Below are 24336 nucleotides of genomic sequence, written 5' to 3' on the forward strand. Positions count from 1 at the left end.
TTCTAAATAGATAATGTTGCTTTATGTTTTAATATTTTGACTATATATGTATAGCAATAAATTACACTATAAAAGACACGTACTCTAATAAATACGTGTCTTTTATATGTATTTTTTGGCGAATTTTATCATTTTTATATTTTTTTGTTCTATTCTTGTCTGTTAACAAAATATGGTTACGTGCAATTATTTCCATTAAAGGTCAATATTAAACACCTATTAATATGATTAAGTTAAAATAAACTGTCTCTGTATTCAGACGGCGTCATTCCAGAATATTTCTTAAATAGCTTTGAAAAATAGTGGGGATCAGAGATACCAACCTTCTCTGCAACTTCATATGTCTTATATCTTACATCCTTTAGAAGTTCCTTTGCTTTATCAATTCTAACATCATTAAGGTAATCTACAAAACTTTTTCCCAACTCCTTTTTAAACATCCTGCTAATATAAAAAGTACTGACATATATATTTTCTGCTACTTCGTTAAGAGTTACCTGTTCATTGTAATGGTCTTGTATATAGTCTATTGCTTTGCGCAATATTAGTTTTATACTTTTATTATTAAAACTTTTAACTTTAGATGCGATTTTTAAGGATACCTCTTCCAGCAGAGAATTAAGTTCTTCTGCTTTATCTGTCTTTTCTATAAGCTTAATAAGACTTGCTATATCCTCTCCCTCTGAATATCTTTTGTCAGTATCTACTGATGAAACGGATATTCTAATATTATTTATTGAAGATAACGTTGTATAATAAAAATTTCGCATATAGTGTATATTTATATTGTTGTTTGTTAGATAATCAGATATAAGCTTTGTATTTTCCCTTACTCCAACCTCATTTCCCGATTTTATGTTTTCAATAAGTTGTTTTTGATACTTGTCCAATATGGAATAGTCTTCATATCTGAAAAATGAGTTTAAGTCACTGTACTGAATAATAGAATTATCTCCCATATAACTCTTGTAATCCAATGACCCCAGACACTCTTTTAGTTTGTCCGGAAGCTCCATAGCTTTTTTTCCATTTGAACTAACTGCTATTGTGACAGTAAAACCGAATCCGCTATTTATTACCTCCTGTAGATAGGCACATTTTTCACTTACCTTTTCAATATCCAAAGGTGAGTTATCAGATTTCTGTATTATAAATCCTACCCTGTTACTGTTAAGCATAATACTTAGCACTTCATAATTCTCTGCAAATATTTCTTCAAAAGATTTTACAATACCAAACTGGTAAAGATGTTTGTCGTACAGAGAACTATTTGATTTATCGTTGTAATCATTTTCCATTACAACTAAAACAAAATTTCGTATTGATATGTTGAAGAGCTTCATTTTTTCGTATATTTCATTTTCGCTTGTGTTAAGTCCATATATAATATCATATAGAAGTTTTTCTCTGAGTACGGGAATATTTTGCTCAAAAAGCATTCTAAAACGCGCAATCTCGTTGTGCTTGCTCTTTTGCTCATTTAATTCCTTAACTGCCTTTGTCAATACAGTAGTCAGTTCTTCAATTTTTGACGGTTTAAGGAGAAAATCAAATGCTCCGCATTTAATAGCCTTCTGTACGTAATCAAAATCCCTATACCCCGTTAGTATTATTATTTTTGAATTGGGAACAATTTCCCTTACCTGCTTGATCATTTCCAGACCATCCATACCAGGCATGCGAATATCTGTTATAATCACTTCCGGCAGATATTTTTTAATCAAATCAATTCCTTCGATACCATCACAGGCATCTGCACAAACCTCGCAATCAAGCTGTTTCCAATTAATAATGTTCTTGATTCCTTTTCGTATTATGGATTCATCATCAATTATTAGAACCTTGTACATAATAACTCTCCTTAGTATTGAATGTTTGAAGTGGTAAAGAAACCGTTACTTTAGTAAATATGTTAACACTGCTCTCTATTTTGATACCGTATTTTTCACCATAGAATAGCTTTATTCTTCTATTTACATTATCGATACCGATACTTTTATTTTTTTTCTCCCTAAGAGATTTAAAGTATGTGTCATTATCCATTTCAAGGCTCTTATTTAGCTTTATTAGATCGTCTTTAGATATTCCGTTGCCATTATCAATTACTTCTAATATAAGTAAATCTCCCTGAATTCTGGCATTAAGCATAATGACACCTTTTCCTCTGCTGTTTTCCACTCCATGATATACAGCATTTTCGATTAAGGGTTGTATCAAAAGTCTTGGAATCTTTATATATAGAACCTGAGGGTCTATTTCTTTTTTTAAAGTTATCTTATCTTCAAATCTTCGCTTTAAGAGGGATATATATTTATCTATGTACATAAATTCCTCTTCTATAGGAATAAGCCTGTCATCCCTTCCTATACTGGCTTCAAGTAATGCCGAAAGATCCGATACTATATCGCTTATCTCAGGGACATTGTTTAATTGTGCCATCCAGTTTATTGATTCCAGTGTATTAAAGAGAAAATGAGGATTTATTTGAGACTGTAATGCTTTGAGTTCAGCCTCTTTGCGGGTAATCTGTTCTCTGTAAATCCATGTAACCAAATGGTCAATCTCTTTAGCCATATTATTAAAGGTCTTATGAAGGAAACCAAGCTCGTCACTTCTGTCAACCTCAATATAGCTATCTGATATATTATTTATATTCATATTTTTCATTGCCTTTACCAATCTGTTGATAGGTTTTATCATATCAAATGACATGTAAATGCTGACTATAGACAGTATAATAATAGATGCAAGGCAGAGCACAATTATCCTGTTTCTCAATTTATCTACGTCAGAATATAGTTCATTTAAAGGAATAAATGTTACTATTCTCCAATTAATGTTATCTTTTAAATAGGTATAAGCAACAAATATATCATTTTCTTGATCTATGAAAGAATCCTTATCATACGGTGTATCCTTTATAACGGATTTATATCTCTCTAATGCTTGTTTATTCTTTGATACAATTATATCGCCTTTTGGCGTGAGAATTGTAGTATTTTGCATTACTTCAGACTCGAGTCCCTTTAATACATCTTTCAAAGAGTCCATTTTTATCTGGACTACCAACATTCCTATTTCAGTATAATCATCCCTGTTGTATACCTTTTTTACTAAATACGCATTCTTAACAACTCCTGATGAGGTTTCAAAGAACCAAGCTGCTTTTCTGGTAACTTCATCAGCTTTTTCACTCATTTTAGAGTATTCTCTGTTCACTACTGATCTTAACTCCGAATCAGTACTTGGATAACGTCTCGGCAGAACTAAACCACTGTCAGTTACTATACATATAGAATTAATTTCCGGTCTATTTCCCTTTACCGTTATAAATAGGTTTGTTAACTGAGAATCTATTTCATGAATACTCATTTCCGTTAAGTTATTATTGTTATTACCTGTGTCATAACTGATTAGTGCATCATATATGTTTTTATCCATACTTATGTCACCGGAAATGTTGGTCAAATTTGTTACCGTATCCTGTAGCCTTAGCCCAATAGAGCTTAATACGTCGTTAGAGTACGAAAGAGATTTACTATTTATAATCTCTTCAGAACTCTTATACGCAAAAAAGCCTACAAATATAAGAGGTATTAAAATTTGTAGGTTTACTACAAGTAGTAATTTCTTCTTTATTGATATGTTTTTGTAAAATTGTGAACCCCTAAGTATTTTTGCAAACATACTTGAAGTAATTTTATTTATCATTATTTCACCATATCCTAAGCAGTAATAACAAAAGGCAATTTAAATCATTGTAATCTATTCAAAGCTTTTTCCCATATTTCTTCTGCAGAAATCTTATTATCTAGATAATTTGGAAACTCCTTAACAATAACCTTTTCCCAAGTGCTTCTATCAATTACATGATCAGGTATGGCACACCGATCCTGTTCAGGAGTGTTTTCATAAACACCGATACTTTGTTTTGCTAATGCATTATAGGGAGTTTCCATTGTTATGTTTAATGTACTGAATAGACCGGCTTCTTTATATAAATAATCAGATGTCTCATTTGACGTAAGGAACTTCAAAAGTTTTACAGTGTTTTCTTTTCCTTTTGGTGTACTCCAAGCACTTTTACTTATGTAAAAGGTTCCCCCACCTAACCCTGCCGGTATTTTACTTCTCCCATTTCCCATGGACGGAAACGGTATCATTTCAACTGTTGTATCAAATTTACCAAAGTACGCTGCAAACCATGAGCCCTGAACTATCATAGCTGCCTGTTTCTTTATAAAAAGATTGTTTCTTTCTTCACTTGTAATTGATATTAAATCATTAGGAAATGCATGCATTTCATATAGCTCTTTCATATATTTCATTGCATCTATGTAATATTTATTTATTTTATTATTAACAATGAACTTTTCTACTCCTTCGTTTCCTCCGAGGCTGGCAATCATATTCTGATATATATATGAACCTTCGGCAGTAGCGTTATAGGCAATAGGGGTTATGTTATGCTTATTAAATATATTTATTGCATTTTTAAGTTCCTGGTAATTTTGTGGTATTTTTACATTATATTGTTGAAATAAATCCTTATTGATGAACATACCTTCAAATACAAGTTCAAAAGGTATACCAAATATTCTGTTATTGTATGTAGTCAAGTCAAAGTAGTTACCCTTGAAGCTTCCCATCCATTCGCTGTCATTCTTAAGCATGTCCGTCAGGTCAGCAAGCTTATTTGCTCTTATCATATATTTTATATCAGAGCAAGGCCATAATCCAAAAACATCGGGTTCATTTCCTGAAGCAAACCTTGTTTTAAGAGTAGGCAAATATTCATCACCAAAAATAGACTGATTTGAAACTTTTATATTAGGATTTTCGTTTTCAAATTTGTCCAGCAAATCCGTCAAACAGCCAGCTTTGCTATCAACACCGCCCCAGCTTGTCATTAAGCTTATTGTACTGGTTTCAGTGTGAGTATTGCTATTACGAGCAGCATCTGAAACGTAGGAATTGTCACTGCCGCAAGAAACTGACATAACACTGACTAGCGTAAATAGTGCTAAACATAAAAGTTTTTTTGAGTGTTTCATTTGTTTCACTCCAATTCTTATTTTATATAGCCATTTTTTGTCTACTGTTAAGAACGAGGATAACACAATCATTCAGGAGAATCCTATTTTTTATTTCACATATATTATAAATACTATTGGGTATATATTGCAATAAATTTATCAACATTAAAATAGCAGCAAGAGTATAAATCCTGCCGCTATTTATAATAAAAAATGCTAAATAATTTTTAATATTATTTCATTATTTTCATCTAAGTCAACCCCTACAAGTGAACCTTCTTTTATTGTACCTTTTAAATACTCTTCCGAAAGACGATCCTCTATATAGTTCTGTACTGTTCTTCTCAAAGGTCTTGCACCATACTTGGGGTCATAGCCTTTTTCCAATATAAATTCTTTGACCTTATCGGAAACATTTACTCTGATGTCCTTTTCGCCAGCTTCATGGTAAACTTCTTCCAACATTAAATCGATTATTTTCTTTAATTCTTCTTTTCCAAGTTCAGTAAATACAATTATCTCATCTATTCTATTGAGGAATTCCGGCCTGAAAGTTTCCTTTATTACATCTCGTACTCTGCTTTCAAGGGCAGTATAGGTATTATTTGAAAAACCTATGCCACCGGATTTTAAATTAGTTCCTGCATTTGATGTCATGATAATAATTGTATTCTCAAAGTTTACAGTTTTACCATGGCTATCTGTTAACCTTCCGTCTTCTAGAATTTGAAGCAGCATATTGAATACATCAGGATGAGCTTTTTCGATTTCATCCAATAATATTACCGAATATGGTCTTCTTCTTACTTTTTCTGTTAATTGACCTGCATCATCATATCCAACATATCCCGGTGGTGAACCAATTAACTTTGAAACTGTATGCTTTTCCATGTATTCAGACATATCAAGCCTTATCATTGCTTCCTCACTTCCAAACAGTTCCGTTGAAAGTGCTCGTACTAGTTCAGTCTTACCAACACCAGTTGGACCTACAAAAATGAAAGAAGATGGTTTTTTCTTCTTTTTAAACCCTGATCTGCTTCTTCTTATTGCCCTTGCTACGCCTTCTACAGCTTTTTCCTGTCCAATCACCTTTTGATGAATACGCGTTTCCAGGCTCATCAGTTTTTCAGCTTCACCTTCAGTGAGCCTTTGAATAGGAATTTTAGTCCATGCCTCTATTACTGCAGCTATGTCTTCTACGGTAAGTTCAACATCTTTACTGGTATCCTCTATGTCTTTAATAAGCTCAGTAAGCTTGCACTCATAGACCTTTAAATCTGCTGCCTTCTGATAATCTTCTATTGAATCTGCTGAAACTGCAGATTCTTTCTCCTCTTGAACTCTTTTCAGTTCTTCTTTGTATGTCTCTAGCTCAGCTAGTTTTGTATTTTTCAGATTGGCTCTAGAACCTGCTTCATCTATTACATCTATTGCTTTGTCAGGCAAAAGTCTGTCGGTAATATACCTCTCAGAATAATTTACTGCGGCCTTTACTATCTCATCACTTATTTTAACCCTGTGATATTGCTCATAGTAGTGTTTAATACCTTTTAAAATTTCTATGCTTTCCTCAATGGATGGTTCATCAACAATTATAGGTTGAAATCTCCTTTCCAAAGCAGTGTCTTTTTCTATATGCTTTCTATATTCATTCAGAGTTGTAGCCCCAATTACCTGAATCTCACCTCTGGATAATGCAGGCTTTAAAATATTGGCAGCATTCATTGCACCTTCAGCTTCACCGGCGCCCATTATATTATGAAGTTCATCTATTACAAGAATTATATTTCCAAAGGATTTAGCTTCTTCTATTATTCCCTTCATTCTGCTTTCAAACTGTCCTCTGAACTGTGTTCCCGCAACAACGCTAGTCATATCCAGAAGATAAACCTCAGAATTCTGAATTTTTACAGGAACTGTTTTTTCAGCAATTCTTATTGCTAGTCCTTCTGCAATAGCAGTTTTACCTACACCGGGTTCTCCTATTAAAACAGGATTATTTTTAGTTCTTCTGTTCAATATCTGAATAACTCTTTCAATTTCACGACTTCTACCTATAATCTTATCTATGCTTCCTTCTTTAGCCTTGTCTATAAGATTTGTTCCATACATCTCAAGATATTTCTTCTTTTTACCAGCCTTTTTATCCTGAGCCTTTGTTTTAGTAGAATTTTTATCTTTATCATCCCCATCTTTATCCTGACCCATTGGGTGGAAGCTCTTTGAATTACTTTCTTCAACGTCATTTGCCTTTGGAAATGCCTTATTCAATATACTAAAAAAGGGATTTGCCTGATTAATGTTTTCAGGGTCTACCTGCATTGCTTCCATTATTTCAGATCCATCCATCTCTTCAAGCATATCTCCTACTTGTTTACTTATATTATCAAGCTCATATTCTGTCATACCGGTTTGTGACAGCAATTGATCTATGGGCTGTAAATTCTGCTTTTTTGCACAACTAACACACAAGCCTTCCTGAATCTGCTTCCCGTCTATAATTTTTGTTACAAACACTACTGCAATATTTTTATTACAAATGGAACATTTTATCATTTAATCACCTCTTCTTATAATTCCAGTATATTCCCTCTAATTTATATACTATATTATTTCCATAAATGTCCAATATTTTATTATTATACTGCTTTTTTAATCTATACTAGTTTTTTACTAGTATAACACAAGTATTTTTTGAGGTCTAACCGATTTGCTTTATTTTTTAATTTTTGCATTATATAGTCCGTAGTTTAGATGACGAAAAAACCTGAATTATAGTCCTTATATCTAATCTATACGACAATAATTCAGGTTTATTGATGCTATAATTATAACCATTTCTATTTAGAAATAAGTACATTTTTTAACAATTTATTATGCAAAGAATTTAAATATAGTTGTTATAAATGCTCCGATTATTGCTGACACAGGGATTGTAAATATCCAAGCATATACTATATTTCTTGCTAGTGCCCATTTTACAGCAGATAATCTTTTAGAAGCTCCAACACCCATTATTGATGTTGATATAACATGTGTTGTACTTACAGGTGCTCCAAAATGAGTCATTGTTTCAATAACGATTGCTGCACCAGTTTCGGCTGCAAAACCGCCAATTGGCTGAAGCCTTATCATATTAACACCTATTGTCTTAATAATTTTCCAACCGCCTATTGATGTACCAAGTGCCATTGAAATAGCACATGCAAGCATAACCCAAGGTTGAACTTCTGTATGGCCATTATTTAAATTTGCACCTACCAATGCCAGTGTTATTATTCCCATAGACTTCTGAGCATCATTATTTCCGTGAGAATATGCCATAAATGCTGCTGAAAGTATTTGCAATTTAGAGAACCATTTGTTTACAAATCTTTGAGAAAAAGGACGGAGTATCTTGTATAGAAACGACATAAATACAAAGCCTATTACAAAACCTATTATCGGAGATGTTACTAAAGGTATAACAACCTTGTCCAGTACTCCTTGCCATTTTACTATACTTAACCCGCCTGAATACGCTATTGATGATCCTACAAGAGCACCTATCAACGCATGTGATGAACTACTGGGTATACCAAAATACCATGTAATTAAATCCCATATTATTGAAGCTATTAAAGTTGCTATAATTACATATTGCACTTTAATCATGCTACCATCAACCAAACCATTGGTGATAGTATGTGCTACCTTACTGCTCATTAATGCACCTACAAAATTAAGTACTGCAGACATCAATATTGCTGTACGAGGAGATAAAACTCTTGTTGAAACTGAAGTAGCGATAGAATTTGCGGTATCGTGGAATCCGTTAATAAAATCAAATCCTAGTGCCAGTACAACAACTACGACTAATGAAACACTAAGCATTTTTCATAACAACCCCTTCTACTATATTCGCAACATCTTCGCAAGCATCTATTGTATTTTCAAGAAGTTCAAATATTTCTTTCCACTTTATAACTTCTACTGCATCATGCTCAGTTATAAACAGATTTGCCATTGCATCTCTAAAAATAGTATCTGCTTCATCTTCAACATTGTTTACTTCAATTATTTTATTCTGGAGTTGTTTACTCTTCTTCATATTTTTCATTTCAATCATTACATTTTTCAGCTCGCTTGTTGCTCTGACAATCAATTTTGTCATGGTAACAGCTTCAGGTTTTACTGTCTTGACATTATACATGCTAAATCTGTGTGCAGCAGTTTCAATGTCATCTGTAATGTTATCCAGTTCTTTTGCTATTGTAAAAATATCTTCACGATCAATGGGGGTAATAAAAGATTGGTTAAGCTCATTTAAAATTTTATGGACATTACTATCGCATGCATGCTCAGTACCTTCAATAGTTGAGATCTTTTCATTTACATTAACATAGTTTGTAGCTAAATCCTCAAGAAGTGATGCTGCTTTGCAGATAATCTCACATGTCTCAATAAAATAGTCAAAAAATTTCTCTTCCTTAGGTGTAATTCTAAACATTTATAAACTACCTTCTTTCGACAAAATATAACATATTTACTATTTAATTATATAGCAATGCAAAATTATTTACAACAAAGTTAACATAGAATTAACAAACCTTCTTAGTATTTACTACAGTTGTATATATAATGTAATTTTTATTTATATATTTTTATTATATTATTTTTTATAAACAAGCCTTCTCTTTTGGGTAATAATAAAAAAATATTTCCAAAGACAAGTGCGTCAAAGTACTTGCCCTTGAAAATATTTAGGTAAATTCAAATTACTTACTATCTAAAATTTTGCTAAGGTATTGTCCTGTATATGATTCTTTTACTTTTGCAACTTCTTCGGGGGTACCCTGCGCAATAATGGTACCTCCTTTGTCGCCGCCCTCAGGCCCAAGATCAATTATATAGTCAGAAGTTTTTATAACATCAAGATTGTGTTCAATAACTACTATAGAATTACCTGCATCTACCAATCTTTGAAGGATATCTATCAACCTGTGGACATCAGCTACATGAAGACCGGTTGTAGGTTCGTCCAAAATATACAGTGTATTTCCCGTACTTCTCTTGGATAACTCAGTAGCAAGCTTTACTCTCTGAGCTTCGCCTCCTGACAAAGTTGTAGAAGGTTGACCAACCTTCACATACCCCAATCCTACATCATATAATGTCTGCAATTTTCTCTGTATTTTTGGAATATTCTTAAAAAATTCCAGGGCATCTTCTATTGTCATATTAAGTACATCTGATATGCTTTTACCTTTGTACTTAACCTCAAGTGTCTCCCTGTTATACCTTTTCCCCTTACAAACCTCACATGGTACATATACATCAGGAAGAAAATGCATCTCAATCTTTATAATTCCATCTCCACTGCAGGCTTCACACCTGCCACCTTTTATATTAAAGCTGAATCTTCCAGTTTTATATCCCTTCATTTTTGCTTCATTGGTGGAAGCATATACCTCCCTTATAAGATCGAATACCCCTGTATAGGTTGCCGGATTTGACCTTGGAGTTCTTCCAATTGGTGATTGGTCAATATTTATAACCTTATCAATATTTTTTATACCTTTTATTTTTCCATGATTACCCGGTCTGGTTTTAGCTCTGTATAACTGACTGGCAAGGCTGTTATACAAAATCTCATTTATCAATGTGCTTTTTCCTGAACCAGAAACACCTGTAACAGAAGTCAACACTCCAAGTGGAATTTTTACATTAATGTTTTTTAAATTGTTCTGCTTTGCACCTACAATTTCAAGCCATTTCCCATTTGGCTTTCTTCTAACCTGTGGAACTTCTATTTTTTTACGTCCGCTTAAATATTGTCCTGTCAGGGAATCCTCACATTTCAGTATATCCTCCAGTTTTCCCTCTGCAACAACATGTCCGCCGTGGATTCCAGCTCCGGGGCCCATGTCAATGATATGATCTGCTGCATACATGGTATCTTCGTCATGTTCTACAACAATAAGTGTATTTCCAAGGTTCCTAAGCCGCTCTAAGGTTTTAAGAAGCTTTTCATTATCTCTTTGGTGCAATCCGATACTTGGCTCATCCAAAATATAAAGCACTCCCATTAAGCCAGAGCCTATCTGAGTGGCTAACCTTATTCTCTGTGCTTCACCTCCGGATAAAGTACCAGCCGGTCTTGAAAGTGTAAGATAGTCTAGACCAACATCAACAAGAAAGCCTATTCTTGCCTCAATCTCTTTTAAAATCTGGCTTGCTACCATCTTATCTCTTTCACTAAGCTCGAGATTGTCAAAAAAATCTTTTATATCTGCTACAGCCATGGAAGATACTTCGTGTATATTTTTACCTCCTACTGTAACCGCAAGACTTTCAGGTTTTAATCTGGCACCTTTACAATCCGGACACAGATTATGGCTCATGAACTGCTCATAATACTGTTTCATGCCTTCTGACTGGGTTTCGTGGTAACGGCGTTCAATAGAATTGATAATTCCTTCGAATTCAGCCATATAAGATCCTTTGCCGTATTCTCTTTCGTAATCTACTTTTATTTTTTCGCCTTTTGTCCCGTAAAGTACTATATCTACTACTTTCCCTGGAAGCTTATTAAACGGAGTGTCCAAATCAAAATTATAATGCTTCGCCAATGCGTTGAACAACATCCTAGCATATGCATCCTCGCTCTCGATATTCCAGCCTGTGACATTAATTGCACCATTTGTAAGTGACAAGGATCTGTCAGGTATAACAAGATCAGGGTCTACCTTCAGAAGAGTTCCCAAGCCGGTACATGTCTGGCATGCTCCAAAAGGATTGTTGAAGGAAAACATCCTTGGTACAAGTTCTTCTATGCTAATTCCACAATCGCTGCATGCAAAGTTCTGGCTAAACAGTATATCTTCTTTCCCCACTACATCAACAATTACTATCCCCCCGCTTAAGCGAAGTACTGTTTCCAATGAATCAGTAAGTCTTTTCCGAATATCACCACGGACTACAAGTCTGTCAACAACTATCTCAATATTATGTTTTTTGTTTTTATCTAATTTAATCTCATCATTTATGTCTACTATTTCCCCGTCCACACGCAATCTCACGAAACCATCTTTTTTAGCATCCTCTATAAGCTTATGGTATTCTCCTTTTCTACCTCTTACAACAGGAGCAAGCAACTGTATTCTGGTTCCTTCTTCAAAAAATATTATCTGATCTACCATCTGGTCAACAGTTTGCTGAGAAATCTCCTTGCCACACTTGGGACAATGGGGAATTCCTATCCTTGAGTACAAAAGTCTAAGGTAATCGTGAATTTCCGTTACTGTTCCTACAGTAGATCTTGGGTTTCTGCTGGTTGTCTTTTGGTCAATTGATATTGCCGGAGACAACCCGTCTATATAGTCTACATCTGGCTTGTCCATCTGACCTAGGAACTGCCTTGCGTAGGATGATAATGATTCAACATACCTTCTCTGGCCTTCAGCATAAATAGTATCAAAAGCAAGAGAAGACTTACCTGAACCGCTTAATCCGGTTATGACAACAAATTTATCTCTTGGTATTTCAACATCAACATTTTTTAGGTTATGCTCACGTGCACCTTTTATAAAAATATTATCTCTAATCATACAATACACCTTTTTCTACAAATGTTATATTTTAACTTTATGGTTAATTATATCCTTAATGAATTATACCGCTTTTACTATTATATCAAATCCCAAAATAAATGCAAACATTTGTTCGATATTTGTCAATATTTTTCATAATAATAAGCCGAATTTTTATGTTGCTACTTTTTTAACTATCTGTTATAATTTCTTTGGTCAAAATTGAATATTAAAGGGGAGCTGGAAAATAATCCGGCTGAGATAAGTATGTTTTACTTAAAACCCATGTACCTGATCTGGGTAATGCCAGCGTAGGAATTTTGTTTTGTCATACTCTGCGTTTTCAATCAGGTATGGCATTTTTTATTTGCTAATCTTTTAAGCATAAGGAGTTCTAAAACATATTACACTGAGGAAGGAATTATATATTTATGAAAACAATGTCTAACCGAATATTGGTGGAGGCAGGAGTTTTAATTGCTCTTGCACAGATTCTGAGTTTTATTAAATATGAAATGCCCTATGGTGGCTCTGTAACACTGGGAAGTATGGTACCTATAATTATTTTTGCAATTCGTTGGGGTACAAAACGAGGTATTATTGTAGGTCTTGTTTACGGTTTTCTGCAGTTTGCTCTTGGAACTAAATTTTCATATCATCCACTTGGTATATTTCTTGACTATATTTTTGCTTATGGCTGCCTTGGTCTTGCCGGAATATTTAAAAAAAATTTGTTTGCCATAATTTCAAGTACTGCTTTGGCAATGATTGGCAGATTTGCATTTCACTTTCTTTCCGGTATTATTCTATGGTATACATATGCTCCTGAGGGAATGAACATCTACCTTTATTCTATTATTTATAACGCTCAGTACATGGTTCCTGAATTTATAATAACATCTGTTATTTTGTGTGCTCTTTATAAACCATTAGGAAAATATATTAACAGGCAGAGCAGCCTTTAGCCTGTTTGAATAATTGATACTATAGCAAAAAAGATGATCCTTTTTACCGAATCATCTTTTTTGCTATTTATGTTTTATTTATGTTTAATGTGAGCTACAGCTACAGTATAATGCATATTAATCCGCCACTGCCCTCATTTATTATTTTCTGCAAGGTTTCCTGAAGTTTGAGCTGTGCATCCTCCGGCATTCTAAAAAGCTTGTTCTGCAAGCCTTCATTTACGAGTTCATGGAGAGACTTTCCAAATATGTTTGACTCCCACAGCTTTCCGGTATCGTTTTCAAATTCTTTTAGCAAATATGAAACCAACTCTTCTGACTGCTTTTCGGTTCCAACCAAAGGAGCAATTTCTGTTTCAATATCAGCCCTTATCATATGTATTGCATGGAGCAAACAGAAGTACTTTTTCCATCACGTAATATTTTATAATCAAAGGGTTTTGTCAAAACTTTAAAGTACACTTTTAAATCTATTTCGTTTTTCTTATCTGTCTTATATACTTCAATCTTTTCTAACAATGACTCTATTAATTTATTGTCCAGTCCATCATCATAATTAATTTCCTTGGCAATTACTTTTCGTAGGGTTTCAACGGAATACGTTATTTCTTTATTTCTCAATTCCTCCTCATCTAGTTCTTTTAACCTTATACCTAGTCTATCAATATCCTCATTGAATCGATTGTTTCTTCTTTCAAATTCATCATCAGACAGTCTGCCGTTTATACTTAGCTCCAATAACTTGTCTTTCATTTTGAGTATTTGATTAATTTCAATTTTAATCTTTGAAATATCTTCTTTTATCTTAGATTGAGTACCAAGACTTGAATACATGGTAACCATTTCATGTATAATTTCTGAACGGTTAACTATTATTTCATCGTATGCTTTCTTTATTATTATGTCCAACTCGGATGTATATATAGATGGAGACGTACAACCTTCTTTCCCCTTCTCAACATACCTTTTGCACTGCCATACTTCCTTATTACCTGAGCTATAACGATAAAGTGTCCTGTAATAAGGAACATTATGTTCTTTACATATTATTTTTCCGCTGTATGGGTACTTGTTTTGGTAGCTGGTCTTGTCTTCTGCTGATTGTTTTTCACTTCTTTTTTTTAATATATAATTTGCCTTTTGCCATATTTCTTCAGATACTATGGGAGGAACCGATTCTTCATCTTTGTACATAACCCATTCTGTCTGGTCAAGATACTTTCTATCATGAAGCTTATAATCAATTTTGTGTGTTTTATTTCCGCAATAATATCCCATATATTTGGGATTTGTAAGTATGCTCTTAATAGTGGAAAAAGAAAAGGGATTACCGTTTTTATTTCTGATTCCCATATTGTCAAGCTTTGCACTTATTCCTCGTATTCCAATGTTTTGTGTGGCATACATATCAAATATCAGTCTTACTATCTCAGCTTCCTTTTCATCAATTACAAGTTTGCCGGAATCTTTCCTATAGCCCCATATTTTATTATTTCCAAGTACTACTCCCTTTTCTATGGCTCTTTTAAAACCGAATTTAACTCTCTCAGATATTTTTCTAACCTCATCCTGAGCTATACTGGACATTATTGTCAATCGCAACTCTGCATCCGGCATTAATGTATTTATATTGTCAGATTGAAAAAGAACACCTACTCCATAAGACAGCAGCTCCTGAGTATATTTTATACTGTCCAAGGTGTTTCTTGAAAATCTAGAAATCTCTTTTGTAATAATAAAATCAAATTTTTTTAATTTAGCATCCGAAACCATTTTGAGAAAAGAATCTCTTTTATTTACACTTGTGCCACTTATACCTTCATCTATATATCCATCTACATATGTCCATTTATGATTTCTTTTAATAAAATCTGAATAATATTCTATCTGGTTTTTCAGTGAGTGAACCTGTTCATCCTTTTCAGTAGATACTCTTGCATAATAAGTAACTCTCAGATTTAAATCATATATTGTTTTACCCGTGTTCAGTTCATTTCTTATAGTGTACAAATCCATTTTACACACCTCGTTTACACTTCTGTTTGTTACTTTTCATTATATTATCCGAATAATATTTGTCAATTGTTTCCCAACAAAAAAGCACCGATTTCCGGTGCAATTTTTGAATTTCATATATACTAATTTAAAAACCCTTCCAATGCAATTGTTGGTTTACCATCTGAGTTCCAGCAGCCTTTAGTATAACCGTTCATTCCCGGGTATGACTCCGGCTCCCAATAGAATACACCCAACCCCTTATTTTTTGGTAAAGACTTAGTTTTGCTTATCATGTCAGCAATAAATGCTTTGCTTTCTGAAGCGTAGTCATATGACATTCCTATTTCACATATCATTATTTCTTTATTATACCTTGATACCATATCCTTCATGTTCGAGAGGCATTGGCTTGAAAGAGCAGTATAGTTATCTTTCTCAGGATATAGTGACATTCCGATAACATCGTATTTTGCTCCATTAGATTTAAGGCCGTCAAACATCCACCTGAATAACGAATTATTAAATCCATTTGATAAATGTACAATTACCTTGGTTTGTGAACTTACGGCTTTTACAGCATCATATCCACAATTTACTAGCCATGCGAAGTTTTTCATATTATTTGATGCTTTTCCATCCTCCCACAGCATTCCATTGTTGGTTTCATTACCAACCTGCACCCACTCAGGTAATATTCCATTATTCTTAAGTTGAGTCATTACATCATATGTATAGTCATACGTCATCTTCATTAAACCATTGAAATCCAGTTTTGACCATGCTGCAGGTTTTGTCTGTTTTCCCGGATCTGCCCAGGAATCACTATAATGAAAATCAATCATAATCTTGAAACCAAGGTTTTTGGCTCTCTTTGCCAGTGCTATTGTTTCACTAGTACTACAGTGTCCGTTCCATTTATCTGTGGAAGGATTAACCCAGGTTCTTATTCTCACTGAGTTAATTCCATAGTCTTTTAATATTTGTAAACAATCCTTTTGAACGCCATTTTTGTTATAAAACTTATAACCATTTGCCTCCATCTGAGGGAGCCAGCTTATATCAGCACCTTTTGCAAACATACTCGTAGGAGTTTCTGCAGGAAATTTTTCTATAATTCCTAAAATAAAACTTTTAGTTAAAGAAATATCCAACGAGTCTATGCTACCATCTCCATTTACATCAGCAGCACTTTTCCCGTTAGCATCAGGGAAGTCAGTTATATTTCCCAGTAAGTAGCTTTTTATTAGTGCATAATCAATTGAATTTACTTCTCCACTTCCGTCCACGTCACCATATAAAAACTGTGAAGTAGTTGCTGAAACCATATTTTTATTTATAAAAAAATTCCCCAATACTATCATCAAAACTAAAAGAGGGACAACAATCAATTTATTTAATTTAAAAGTGTTCATTTAAATTCCCCCAATATACTTCTTACTATTAGTGTAATATTAAGTATATTATACCAATTAATGCAATATATTTACAACCTTCATTATTTCTCTAATAAAAAAGGGGGTATCGCAAAACTTATTTTTTATCTTTTCTAACCGTACATGAGTACAATTGTATCAATGGAAGCTTGGTTAAATATAAAGGCATTTCAATAATTCATATTTTAACGCTATCTTTTAAAATTATTTCCTTTGCTTTTGTATACATTTCTTCGGTTATATACCCTTGTTCAAACAGTCGCTGGTTGATATGTAGTTTAACTTCCACTATCACAAGCTTCACCGCCTCTTCATTAAAAGCCATTTTAACCTCCAATGTATTTTCTGTCTGTTATAATTTATTAGTTAAAAGCTTTTTTATGATTTAAATATAAAAACCGTTAAGTATTTCCGACAGCTACAACCATTTGTGACTAAAACAGATAAAAACTATTTTTATAGCATATATTTAAATGTTATAATGTGTTATTATTGAAATGAATTATTTTTGAACAAAATACTCGAAAAAGGAATATAAACATTTTAAAACAGCATTTTTTTTACATTAAATGATATCATTAATGAGAAAAACATAATATAATGTAAATTAGGATAGGTGTATTGGAAATTACTCATTGATTAAAATAAAAAATTTATTATCAAAGGATTCCGAGCTTGGAGGGAAATATAGTGTTTATAATTGGTCAGCTGTTAATAAATACAGTTTTTGCAATGATAACTGCCTACATAACTTACTTATTTCTTAAAAATAATTTTAATTTAAAAGTACAAATGAATTTTTTAGTTGCATTTATTGCTTGTAATGGTGTACTAAACGGAGTTTTGTCTACTTTATGGATGAGTGTACTTCCCATACCCAGTAATTTGCAATTTTTAAAATCTATTCTATTGACAATTCTCAATGTAATACTAATTAGGTACCTATTACGTGTTGAATGGCTAAAATCGGTATTATCCTTTTGTTTGATTATACTTTTTGTTGGAGTAGGAAATTTCACCGTACCATTGATTTTTTATTCTGTAGGTATTAATGCAACACCTGAGACAATAAATAATAATCTATTTTTATTTTTTATTATGAATTTGATTATTTACTGCCTAGCTCTGGTTCTTATTAAATTTATACCTTATGCTAAATTAATCGGAAATATAAAAAACCATACTCCCATAGGCATTTTACTTTTTATTACCATATTGATAATGGCCTCTTTTCTTGGAATGCATTTCGTAGTTCACTTTGACCCTGTCTCGTTTGTTATTGTACTTATTTCATCTTTATCATATTTCTTCTTCTCGGCTTGGTATATAAACATCTATCATAAATACGAAATGAAGAAAGAAGAACAAAAACAGCAGGAATTCTATAATGAATCTCTTGCCAATACACTTCATGATTTAAGACGTATAAAACATGATCAAATGAATCACCTTTCTGTCTTATATGCTATGCACCAAATGAACAAGTATGAAGCGGCTGCTTCATATCTAAAAGAAATAATAGGAACAAGTCAAAGTATAGGAAATACCGCTATATATAACATTAAGAATGCCGGACTATTCGGATTAATATCCTCTAAAGTAAACTATGCCAATAGCCTTGGAATTAGTTTTAACTTGGATACCATCGGAGAAGTTGATTCTATTCCCAATATTAAAATTTCTGATTTATGTGAAGTAATAGGCATTTATCTTGACAATGCATTGGAGGAGGTTTTAAGTAACGGAAAACTTAAGCTTGATATGAAAATTTTAAGTACAGATGAGAGTCTTACAATTAGAATAGAAAACGAATGCGTTAAAACACCAAACACGAAAAGTTCATCAAAGGGAGCAGGACGTGGAAACGGGTTAGTCATTGCAAATAAAATACTTGCTTCATATAAAAATATTTCAAGTTCTACTATATTTGATGAAAAAAGAATGGTATTCGCACAAGTTATTAGAATAGCAAAAGAGGCTTAATAGCCTCTTTTTGCTTACTTGAGTAATGATTTTGGGCATTCTTTTTGATAATAAGACCAAAACCAGCATGCACCTGCAGACGCAGTAGCTGCAAATACTCCGATTAGAGATAGAACAGTTAGTACCAGTAATTTAATTTTACCCTTCATGTAATTATCCCACCCCTCTTATTTTTTGTTAATCTATACACTATAGGTGTAATATTAACCGCTGATATTAGTGTAATTACTGAAATGATATTTGAGTAAATGTCAGGAACTATAAGTGTAATAACAAAGCATATTGCTAATAAAATACTACCCTTTATCCTTAACTCCTTTTTTCTTTTCTCAGTTACAATTGGTTTTGACGTCAGATCTGCAGGTGCGTATAAAAATGTCAAAATCCCTGATATAGCAAATAAAACTATATTTAAGAATTTAATATTAAGAATCTGTGCCAGATATACAGTACCGAATATAAATAAAAAGTGAGTGATTACACATCCAATTTGCGTTTTTGCATGTACTCCTCCTAAGTAGGATTTGTTTAATGAGAAAACTATTACAGCAACTACCGCATACTTCAATTGTCCCAGAAATAAAGCTGTAAGTAACACTGCAAGTAATTTCAAACCATCTGCAAAAGCCATATACAAACCATAATCAATTTGCTCAGCTTTTTCTTCTGAGATTCCCGGAATATTTAAAACAATCTCATTAGTGATTTTCTTTGTTATTTCCTCTAGCACCCAATCACCACCACTTACATTTTACACCATTATATACTATTTTTCTTTCTTTGTCGATATTTTTTTCCCAATATTGATATGCAATACCACTCATTATGACAAAGAGCATATATTCCATAATATTAAAATTAAGTGCCAAATGCTACATTTATTTGCTTATGCATCGTATAATTTTTTATAACCATGCCATAATTTGTCCTAAATTATACATATTTCTTTCTACTTCTTCATCATTAAGCTGTATTCTAATCCTTTTGCTACTGTATATCAATTTTATTTTTTTTGCATTTAATCTATTTTGTTACTTTTTTATAATTAAGTGTATTTAAAACCATGCTACAATCTGAAATTGATTAAGTCAAGCTACATTTATTCGCGCACAAAATTACAGCCTGCAAAGACTCTTTTTTGCAGGCTGTATGCTTATGAAACCCCTATAAGAATTTGAACATTAAATTTAAAATCACGCGGTTTTGTTGTTCCTGTACCTCCTCTTGTTAAGATTACACTTCTGTTTGTACCTAACAATATGTATTGAAGGAGCACTTGCTCTAAGTTTTACCCCAAACTTGTTACCCTGCTTGATAATCTCAGGTTCTTCCAACGTGAGTTCTTCCATATGCGGTGAGACCATACCATACCCCTTAACCTTAACTTCATGTAAGGCATATTCTACTCTGTCATATTCCTTCTTTATTCTTGCAAGATCTTTTATAAGACTTATAAGTTTATGCTCACCCTCTATTTCTATTCCTGACTCTTCACTTAAAATCTTATACAAAAGTCCATCAGCAGCCGATAAATCGATTAATACAGTGCCTTCTCCTAGACTTACCTTATCTATAGCAGCCCTTTTGACAAATTCATATTGTTCAAAAGAAGGCAGAGCGTCCTTTATTGCACGTATTTTCGTAGCTGCTTTAAAAGTATTCCTGATTGAGTCAATAATATCTGCTTTTAGCCAATGAGAATCATCCAAAGCTTCCACCCATCTCGGTATATTTATACCTATTTCACAGATAGGGAACTCGTGCAGAACCTTTTCCATAATCGTATCAACATCATCAATTCTCATCTGCAGACAATCCATTGCAATTACGGTTACACCGTACTTTTGCTCCAACTCGTCACGCAATTTCAGTGTCTCTGAATCCCTGGGATTTGTTGAATTAATAATCACTACAAAAGGTTTATTAATAGCCTTTAGCTCTGTTATTACTCTTCTTTCAGCTTCAACATAATCCTCTCTTGGAATTTCAGAAATTGAGCCGTCTGTTGTGATTACAATACCTATGGTTGAATGTTCATTGATTACTTTCTTAGTACCAAGCTCAGCTGCTTCCTCAAAAGGTATCTGACGATCAAACCACGGTGTTGAAACCATTCTCGGTGCATCATTCTCCAAATGTCCCATTGCACCTTTTACCATGTAACCCACACAGTCAATCATTCTTACTTTAATCTGCACATTTTCGTCAATAACAACTTCTACTGCTTCATTGGGGATAAATTTAGGTTCAGTGGTCATTATAGTTCTTCCGGATGCACTTTGCGGAAGTTCATCTATTGCCCTCTCTTTTTGATATGTGTTCTCTATATTTGGGATAACCAACAATTCCATGAACCTTTTAATAAAAGTTGATTTTCCCGTTCTTACAGGTCCCACAATTCCTATGTAAATATCCCCTTGAGTTCTTTCAGCTATTTGCTGGTATATGTTGAATTTATCCACCTTTAGAACCCTCCCCTATATTGTTACACGTCCCGTTACGGACTATGTATATTGTCTTTTTCAATATTAAATATATGTCCGAAAACAGTTATTATTACAAAAAAATAAATTTATTGAAAAATGTGTTTATATACTGAAAACGTTGGGACGACTGATGTAAATCACGACAACCTATTTTCACAAGACGGGAATTGACATTAACAAACATTCCACGATATAATTTTTTTATATAAAGGCTGAATCCTCATTAAATGAGGTACGGAGGAACCAATTTTGGGGCTAATCTGAAAAAGATAATTAGTAAGTGTACATACATATAATCATATTTGTCTTTTTCGTAGGGCGTCCTATTACCCGAACCCGACAGCTAACTTCGGAAGCCATAAATAGGAGGCTAAAATGTTACAACTAAAGAGAATGATTTCCGGTGCAGCAACCATTGTGTTGTGCCTGGGATTGTTTGCATTTTCATCTTTTGCTGATGAAATTCAGACTGGAACAGTTTCCGCATCTGTTCTAAATCTCCGAAGTGAACCCGGAACAACTTCAAAGGTCTTAGGAAGTATGACCCGAGGGGACAAGCTCAGTATTCTTGAAAGTTCTGGTGATTGGTTAAAAGTAAAAACATCAGATGGTAAAACAGGTTGGGCTTTCAGTCAATATGTTGTTCTTTCCAAAATTTCTGATGCCAAAACATCAGACAAGCAGTCTGAAAATTCTGCTGACCAATCAGAGCAGATTGTGAATTTTGCAAAAACTTTATTGGGTACAGAGTATGTTTATGGAGGTACAACTCCTAAGGGCTTTGATTGCTCAGGATTTGTACAGTATGTTTTTAAGCACTTTGATATTTCATTAGAAAGGGTAGCTTCCAAGCAGGCAACCCAAGGCAGTAGTGTTTCAAGTCAAGACCTGAGTGCAGGTGATTTAGTTTTCTTTGACACAGATGGAGGTCACAACAGTATTAGCCATGTAGGGATATACATTGGCAACGGACAATTTATCCATGCGGCATCAGGAAGCTCTACACGAAAAGTTATAATTTCTGATATGACTTCCGGGTATTATGCAAACAATTTCATGAAAGCAAAACGAGTTATAGTATAATTTTGTGGCTGCTCTTTTTGAGCAGTTTTTTTCTTAGCTAAAAAGGGCTGTCTTCCAATAAGAATTGGATGGCAGCCCTATCATCAACATTACATTTCTGTTTTTTTATCTCTTGTCATTAATGCTCCTACAGCACTTCTGGGGTCTTTACCTTCAAAAAGTATTTTATATGCTTGTTCAGTTATAGGCATTGAAACACCAAGTTTTTTGGCCAGCTCATATGCAGGCTTTGTAGTTGCTACACCCTCCACTACCATATTTACTTCATCCAATGCCTCCTGTACGCTCTTTCCCTGCCCAATCAAAATACCGGCTCTTCTATTTCTGCTATGCATACTCGTACATGTAACTATCAAGTCGCCTACTCCCGTAAGGCCCGAAAAAGTGTCAGCATGCCCTCCCATGGCTACACCCAATCTGGATATTTCTGCAATTCCTCTTGTCATAAGAGCGGCTTTTGTATTGTCACCATATCCCAGGCCATCTGATATTCCAGCACATAATGCAATAATATTTTTAAGTGCTCCTCCCAGTTCAACCCCTACTACATCGGTATTTGTGTAAACTCTGAAATTCGGAGTCATAAACAAATCCTGAAGGAACTCAGCAATTTCTATTTTTTCACAAGCAGCTACTACAGTAGTAGGTATATCCCTTCCTATTTCTTCTGCATGGCTTGGTCCTGATAATACTGCCACGTTGTTATTAGGCAGTTCTTCTTTCATTATTTCTGCAAGCAACTTACAAGTTTCATTTTCAATTCCCTTAGAGCAGGTAACAACAATAGTATCCTTTGATATAATGCCAGCAAGAGTTTTACAGTTCTGCCTTGTAGTCTGTGACGGAACAGCCAGCACAACTACTTCTGCCTCTTTGCATGCCTCTTTAATATCATTGGTAAATTCAACACTTTCAGGAACTTTAACTCCAGGCAATCGTGTAATATGTTCCCTGTTTTTCTTTAACATTTCTATTTCTTCTACCATAGGTGACCACAATCTAACCTTGTTACCGTTCTTAGATAACAATACTGCCATTGCTGTACCCATGCTTCCCGCACCAACAATTGCTATATTTCTATTCATGTTTGCCTCCCTATATCAATAAAGTTATATTCAAACTTTTTTCTTTTCACCGATTTTTGATTCTGTTCCATTCAAAAGTCTCTTAATATTCCCATTATGACGGGCAATCGCTAATATTGACAGTATTGCCGCAAAAATAATAAAAACCAAACCGTTACCTTTTATAGCAGCAGCTATTGGAAAAGCTACACATGCCAATATTGATCCCAGTGATACATATCTGGTAATAGCTACTATTATAACAAACAAACCCAAAAGAATAAGGCCAAGTTTCCAATCCATCATCATTACTACTGAAAATGAAGTGAGAATACCCTTTCCGCCTTTAAACCCGAAGTATATTGGCCAGTTATGACCTGCTATAGCAGCAATACCACCAACCATACCACCCATCCCTGAAATATACAATTTAATTGAATCATCAGGTATAGAAGTAATAATCAAGTTACCAATAATATATGATAAAACTCCTTTAATAATATCTCCGATTATTACAAGAACAGCTGCAGTTTTCCCAAGTGTCCTCAATGTATTTGTCATTCCAGCATTACCACTGCCATGCTTACGTATATCAGTTCCGTAAATTTTTCCCACAACAATGGAAGTGTTCAAGCTTCCAAGGAGATATCCTATAATTATAACCAATAAAATCTTTATTAAAAAAAGACCCATCTTTCCCTCCATAAGCCTAAC

18 protein-coding genes, 1 pseudogene and 2 riboswitches are annotated in these 24336 nt (G+C 33.7%); of the genes and pseudogenes, 3 read left to right on the top strand and 16 right to left on the bottom strand.

Annotated elements, in window-relative coordinates; translation table 11 throughout:
• Positions 1-233: 233 nt before the first annotated feature.
• From K412_RS0101375 to uvrA, 7 genes are all read right to left on the bottom strand, one after another.
• Positions 234-1850 (bottom strand): response regulator transcription factor, encoded by a 1617-nt coding sequence (locus K412_RS0101375; protein ID WP_024831442.1) that lies wholly within the window; start codon positions 1848-1850, stop codon positions 234-236.
• Entirely contained in the window at positions 1828-3711 is a 1884-nt protein-coding gene (locus K412_RS0101380; protein ID WP_024831443.1) for a sensor histidine kinase, read from the bottom strand. The genes K412_RS0101375 and K412_RS0101380 overlap by 23 nt, the downstream gene beginning before the upstream one ends.
• Positions 3712-3755: 44 nt before the next feature.
• Positions 3756-5054: an ABC transporter substrate-binding protein gene (locus tag K412_RS0101385; RefSeq protein ID WP_024831444.1), complete on the bottom strand. Its 1299-nt coding sequence runs from the start codon at positions 5052-5054 to the stop codon at positions 3756-3758.
• 198 nt (positions 5055-5252) lie between these two features.
• Positions 5253-7595, bottom strand: coding sequence for an ATP-dependent Clp protease ATP-binding subunit (locus K412_RS0101390; RefSeq protein WP_024831445.1), 2343 nt, complete (start codon positions 7593-7595; stop codon positions 5253-5255).
• A gap of 318 nt (positions 7596-7913) precedes the next feature.
• A complete protein-coding gene (locus K412_RS0101395) occupies positions 7914-8912 on the bottom strand; it encodes an inorganic phosphate transporter (RefSeq protein ID WP_024831446.1) in 999 nt (332 codons plus the stop codon).
• Entirely contained in the window at positions 8905-9528 is a 624-nt protein-coding gene (locus K412_RS0101400; RefSeq protein ID WP_024831447.1) for a DUF47 domain-containing protein, read from the bottom strand. The genes K412_RS0101395 and K412_RS0101400 overlap by 8 nt, the downstream gene beginning before the upstream one ends.
• 268 nt (positions 9529-9796) lie before the next feature.
• Positions 9797-12628, bottom strand: coding sequence for an excinuclease ABC subunit UvrA (gene uvrA / locus K412_RS0101405; protein WP_024831448.1), 2832 nt, complete (start codon positions 12626-12628; stop codon positions 9797-9799).
• A 206-nt stretch (positions 12629-12834) separates the two neighbouring features.
• Positions 12835-12945, top strand: a riboswitch (TPP riboswitch).
• Positions 12946-13041: 96 nt separating this feature from the next.
• Here uvrA and thiT point away from each other — a divergent pair.
• Complete coding sequence (gene thiT, locus K412_RS0101410; RefSeq protein ID WP_024831449.1) at positions 13042-13575, top strand: energy-coupled thiamine transporter ThiT; 534 nt, start codon at positions 13042-13044, stop codon at positions 13573-13575.
• 100 nt (positions 13576-13675) lie between these two features.
• On the opposite strand, the pseudogene K412_RS0101415 reads toward thiT, so the two are convergent.
• The 4 genes and pseudogenes from K412_RS0101415 to K412_RS22450 form a co-directional block, all read right to left on the bottom strand.
• A pseudogene (locus K412_RS0101415) lies at positions 13676-13960 on the bottom strand (sporulation stage IV protein A); the annotation flags it as partial.
• Positions 13948-15591, bottom strand: a complete 1644-nt coding sequence (locus K412_RS0101420) for a recombinase family protein (RefSeq protein WP_024831450.1) — start codon at positions 15589-15591, stop codon at positions 13948-13950. The gene K412_RS0101420 and the pseudogene K412_RS0101415, both read right to left, overlap by 13 nt.
• 122 nt (positions 15592-15713) lie before the next feature.
• Positions 15714-16985 carry a glycosyl hydrolase 53 family protein gene (locus tag K412_RS0101425; RefSeq protein WP_024831451.1) on the bottom strand — a complete coding sequence of 424 codons (1272 nt, stop codon included), beginning with the start codon at positions 16983-16985 and terminating at the stop codon, positions 15714-15716.
• A gap of 199 nt (positions 16986-17184) precedes the next feature.
• Positions 17185-17331, bottom strand: coding sequence for a hypothetical protein (locus tag K412_RS22450; RefSeq protein ID WP_198527695.1), 147 nt, complete (start codon positions 17329-17331; stop codon positions 17185-17187).
• Between the two features lie 365 nt (positions 17332-17696).
• On the opposite strand from K412_RS22450, the gene K412_RS0101435 reads away from it, so the two are divergent.
• A complete protein-coding gene (locus K412_RS0101435) occupies positions 17697-18989 on the top strand; it encodes a sensor histidine kinase (RefSeq protein WP_024831452.1) in 1293 nt (430 codons plus the stop codon).
• A 14-nt stretch (positions 18990-19003) separates the two neighbouring features.
• On the opposite strand, the gene K412_RS22870 is transcribed toward K412_RS0101435, so the two are convergent.
• From K412_RS22870 to spoIVA, 3 genes are all read right to left on the bottom strand, one after another.
• Positions 19004-19138 carry an AgrD family cyclic lactone autoinducer peptide gene (locus K412_RS22870; RefSeq protein ID WP_014314060.1) on the bottom strand — a complete coding sequence of 45 codons (135 nt, stop codon included), beginning with the start codon at positions 19136-19138 and terminating at the stop codon, positions 19004-19006.
• Positions 19135-19719, bottom strand: a complete 585-nt coding sequence (locus tag K412_RS0101445; protein WP_024831453.1) for an accessory gene regulator ArgB-like protein — start codon at positions 19717-19719, stop codon at positions 19135-19137. Before K412_RS0101445 ends, K412_RS22870 begins: the two co-directional genes overlap by 4 nt.
• A gap of 463 nt (positions 19720-20182) precedes the next feature.
• Entirely contained in the window at positions 20183-21451 is a 1269-nt protein-coding gene (gene spoIVA / locus K412_RS0101450) for a stage IV sporulation protein A (protein WP_024831454.1), read from the bottom strand.
• 224 nt (positions 21452-21675) lie between these two features.
• Positions 21676-21848: riboswitch (cyclic di-AMP (ydaO/yuaA leader) on the top strand.
• A gap of 2 nt (positions 21849-21850) precedes the next feature.
• On the opposite strand from spoIVA, the gene K412_RS0101455 reads away from it, so the two are divergent.
• Positions 21851-22558, top strand: a complete 708-nt coding sequence (locus K412_RS0101455; protein WP_024831455.1) for a C40 family peptidase — start codon at positions 21851-21853, stop codon at positions 22556-22558.
• Between the two features lie 89 nt (positions 22559-22647).
• Here the strand turns inward: K412_RS0101455 and K412_RS0101460 are convergent, their stop codons facing one another.
• Together K412_RS0101460 and plsY are read right to left on the bottom strand one after the other, a co-directional pair.
• Positions 22648-23643 (bottom strand): NAD(P)H-dependent glycerol-3-phosphate dehydrogenase, encoded by a 996-nt coding sequence (locus K412_RS0101460; protein WP_024831456.1) that lies wholly within the window; start codon positions 23641-23643, stop codon positions 22648-22650.
• Between the two features lie 30 nt (positions 23644-23673).
• Positions 23674-24315 (bottom strand): glycerol-3-phosphate 1-O-acyltransferase PlsY, encoded by a 642-nt coding sequence (gene plsY / locus K412_RS0101465; RefSeq protein WP_024831457.1) that lies wholly within the window; start codon positions 24313-24315, stop codon positions 23674-23676.
• Between the last annotated feature and the right edge of the window lie 21 nt (positions 24316-24336).

This window comes from Ruminiclostridium josui JCM 17888, from assembly GCF_000526495.1.
Taxonomy (GTDB): Bacteria; Bacillota; Clostridia; order Acetivibrionales; family DSM-1351; genus Ruminiclostridium; species Ruminiclostridium josui.

Excerpts from the sequence above, each read along its gene's own strand:
- K412_RS0101375 (WP_024831442.1), bottom strand. The coding sequence starts at position 1,850 with ATGTACAAGGTTCTAATAATTGATGATGAATCCATAATACGAAAAGGA.
- K412_RS0101380 (WP_024831443.1), bottom strand. The coding sequence starts at position 3,711 with ATGATAAATAAAATTACTTCAAGTATGTTTGCAAAAATACTTAGGGGT.
- K412_RS0101385 (WP_024831444.1), bottom strand. The coding sequence starts at position 5,054 with ATGAAACACTCAAAAAAACTTTTATGTTTAGCACTATTTACGCTAGTC.
- K412_RS0101390 (WP_024831445.1), bottom strand. The coding sequence starts at position 7,595 with ATGATAAAATGTTCCATTTGTAATAAAAATATTGCAGTAGTGTTTGTA.
- K412_RS0101395 (WP_024831446.1), bottom strand. The coding sequence starts at position 8,912 with ATGCTTAGTGTTTCATTAGTCGTAGTTGTTGTACTGGCACTAGGATTT.
- K412_RS0101400 (WP_024831447.1), bottom strand. The coding sequence starts at position 9,528 with ATGTTTAGAATTACACCTAAGGAAGAGAAATTTTTTGACTATTTTATT.
- uvrA (WP_024831448.1), bottom strand. The coding sequence starts at position 12,628 with ATGATTAGAGATAATATTTTTATAAAAGGTGCACGTGAGCATAACCTA.
- thiT (WP_024831449.1), top strand. The coding sequence starts at position 13,042 with ATGAAAACAATGTCTAACCGAATATTGGTGGAGGCAGGAGTTTTAATT.
- K412_RS0101420 (WP_024831450.1), bottom strand. The coding sequence starts at position 15,591 with ATGGATTTGTACACTATAAGAAATGAACTGAACACGGGTAAAACAATA.
- K412_RS0101425 (WP_024831451.1), bottom strand. The coding sequence starts at position 16,985 with ATGAACACTTTTAAATTAAATAAATTGATTGTTGTCCCTCTTTTAGTT.
- K412_RS22450 (WP_198527695.1), bottom strand. The coding sequence starts at position 17,331 with ATGGCTTTTAATGAAGAGGCGGTGAAGCTTGTGATAGTGGAAGTTAAA.
- K412_RS22870 (WP_014314060.1), bottom strand. The coding sequence starts at position 19,138 with ATGAAGGGTAAAATTAAATTACTGGTACTAACTGTTCTATCTCTAATC.
- K412_RS0101455 (WP_024831455.1), top strand. The coding sequence starts at position 21,851 with ATGTTACAACTAAAGAGAATGATTTCCGGTGCAGCAACCATTGTGTTG.
- K412_RS0101460 (WP_024831456.1), bottom strand. The coding sequence starts at position 23,643 with ATGAATAGAAATATAGCAATTGTTGGTGCGGGAAGCATGGGTACAGCA.
- plsY (WP_024831457.1), bottom strand. The coding sequence starts at position 24,315 with ATGGGTCTTTTTTTAATAAAGATTTTATTGGTTATAATTATAGGATAT.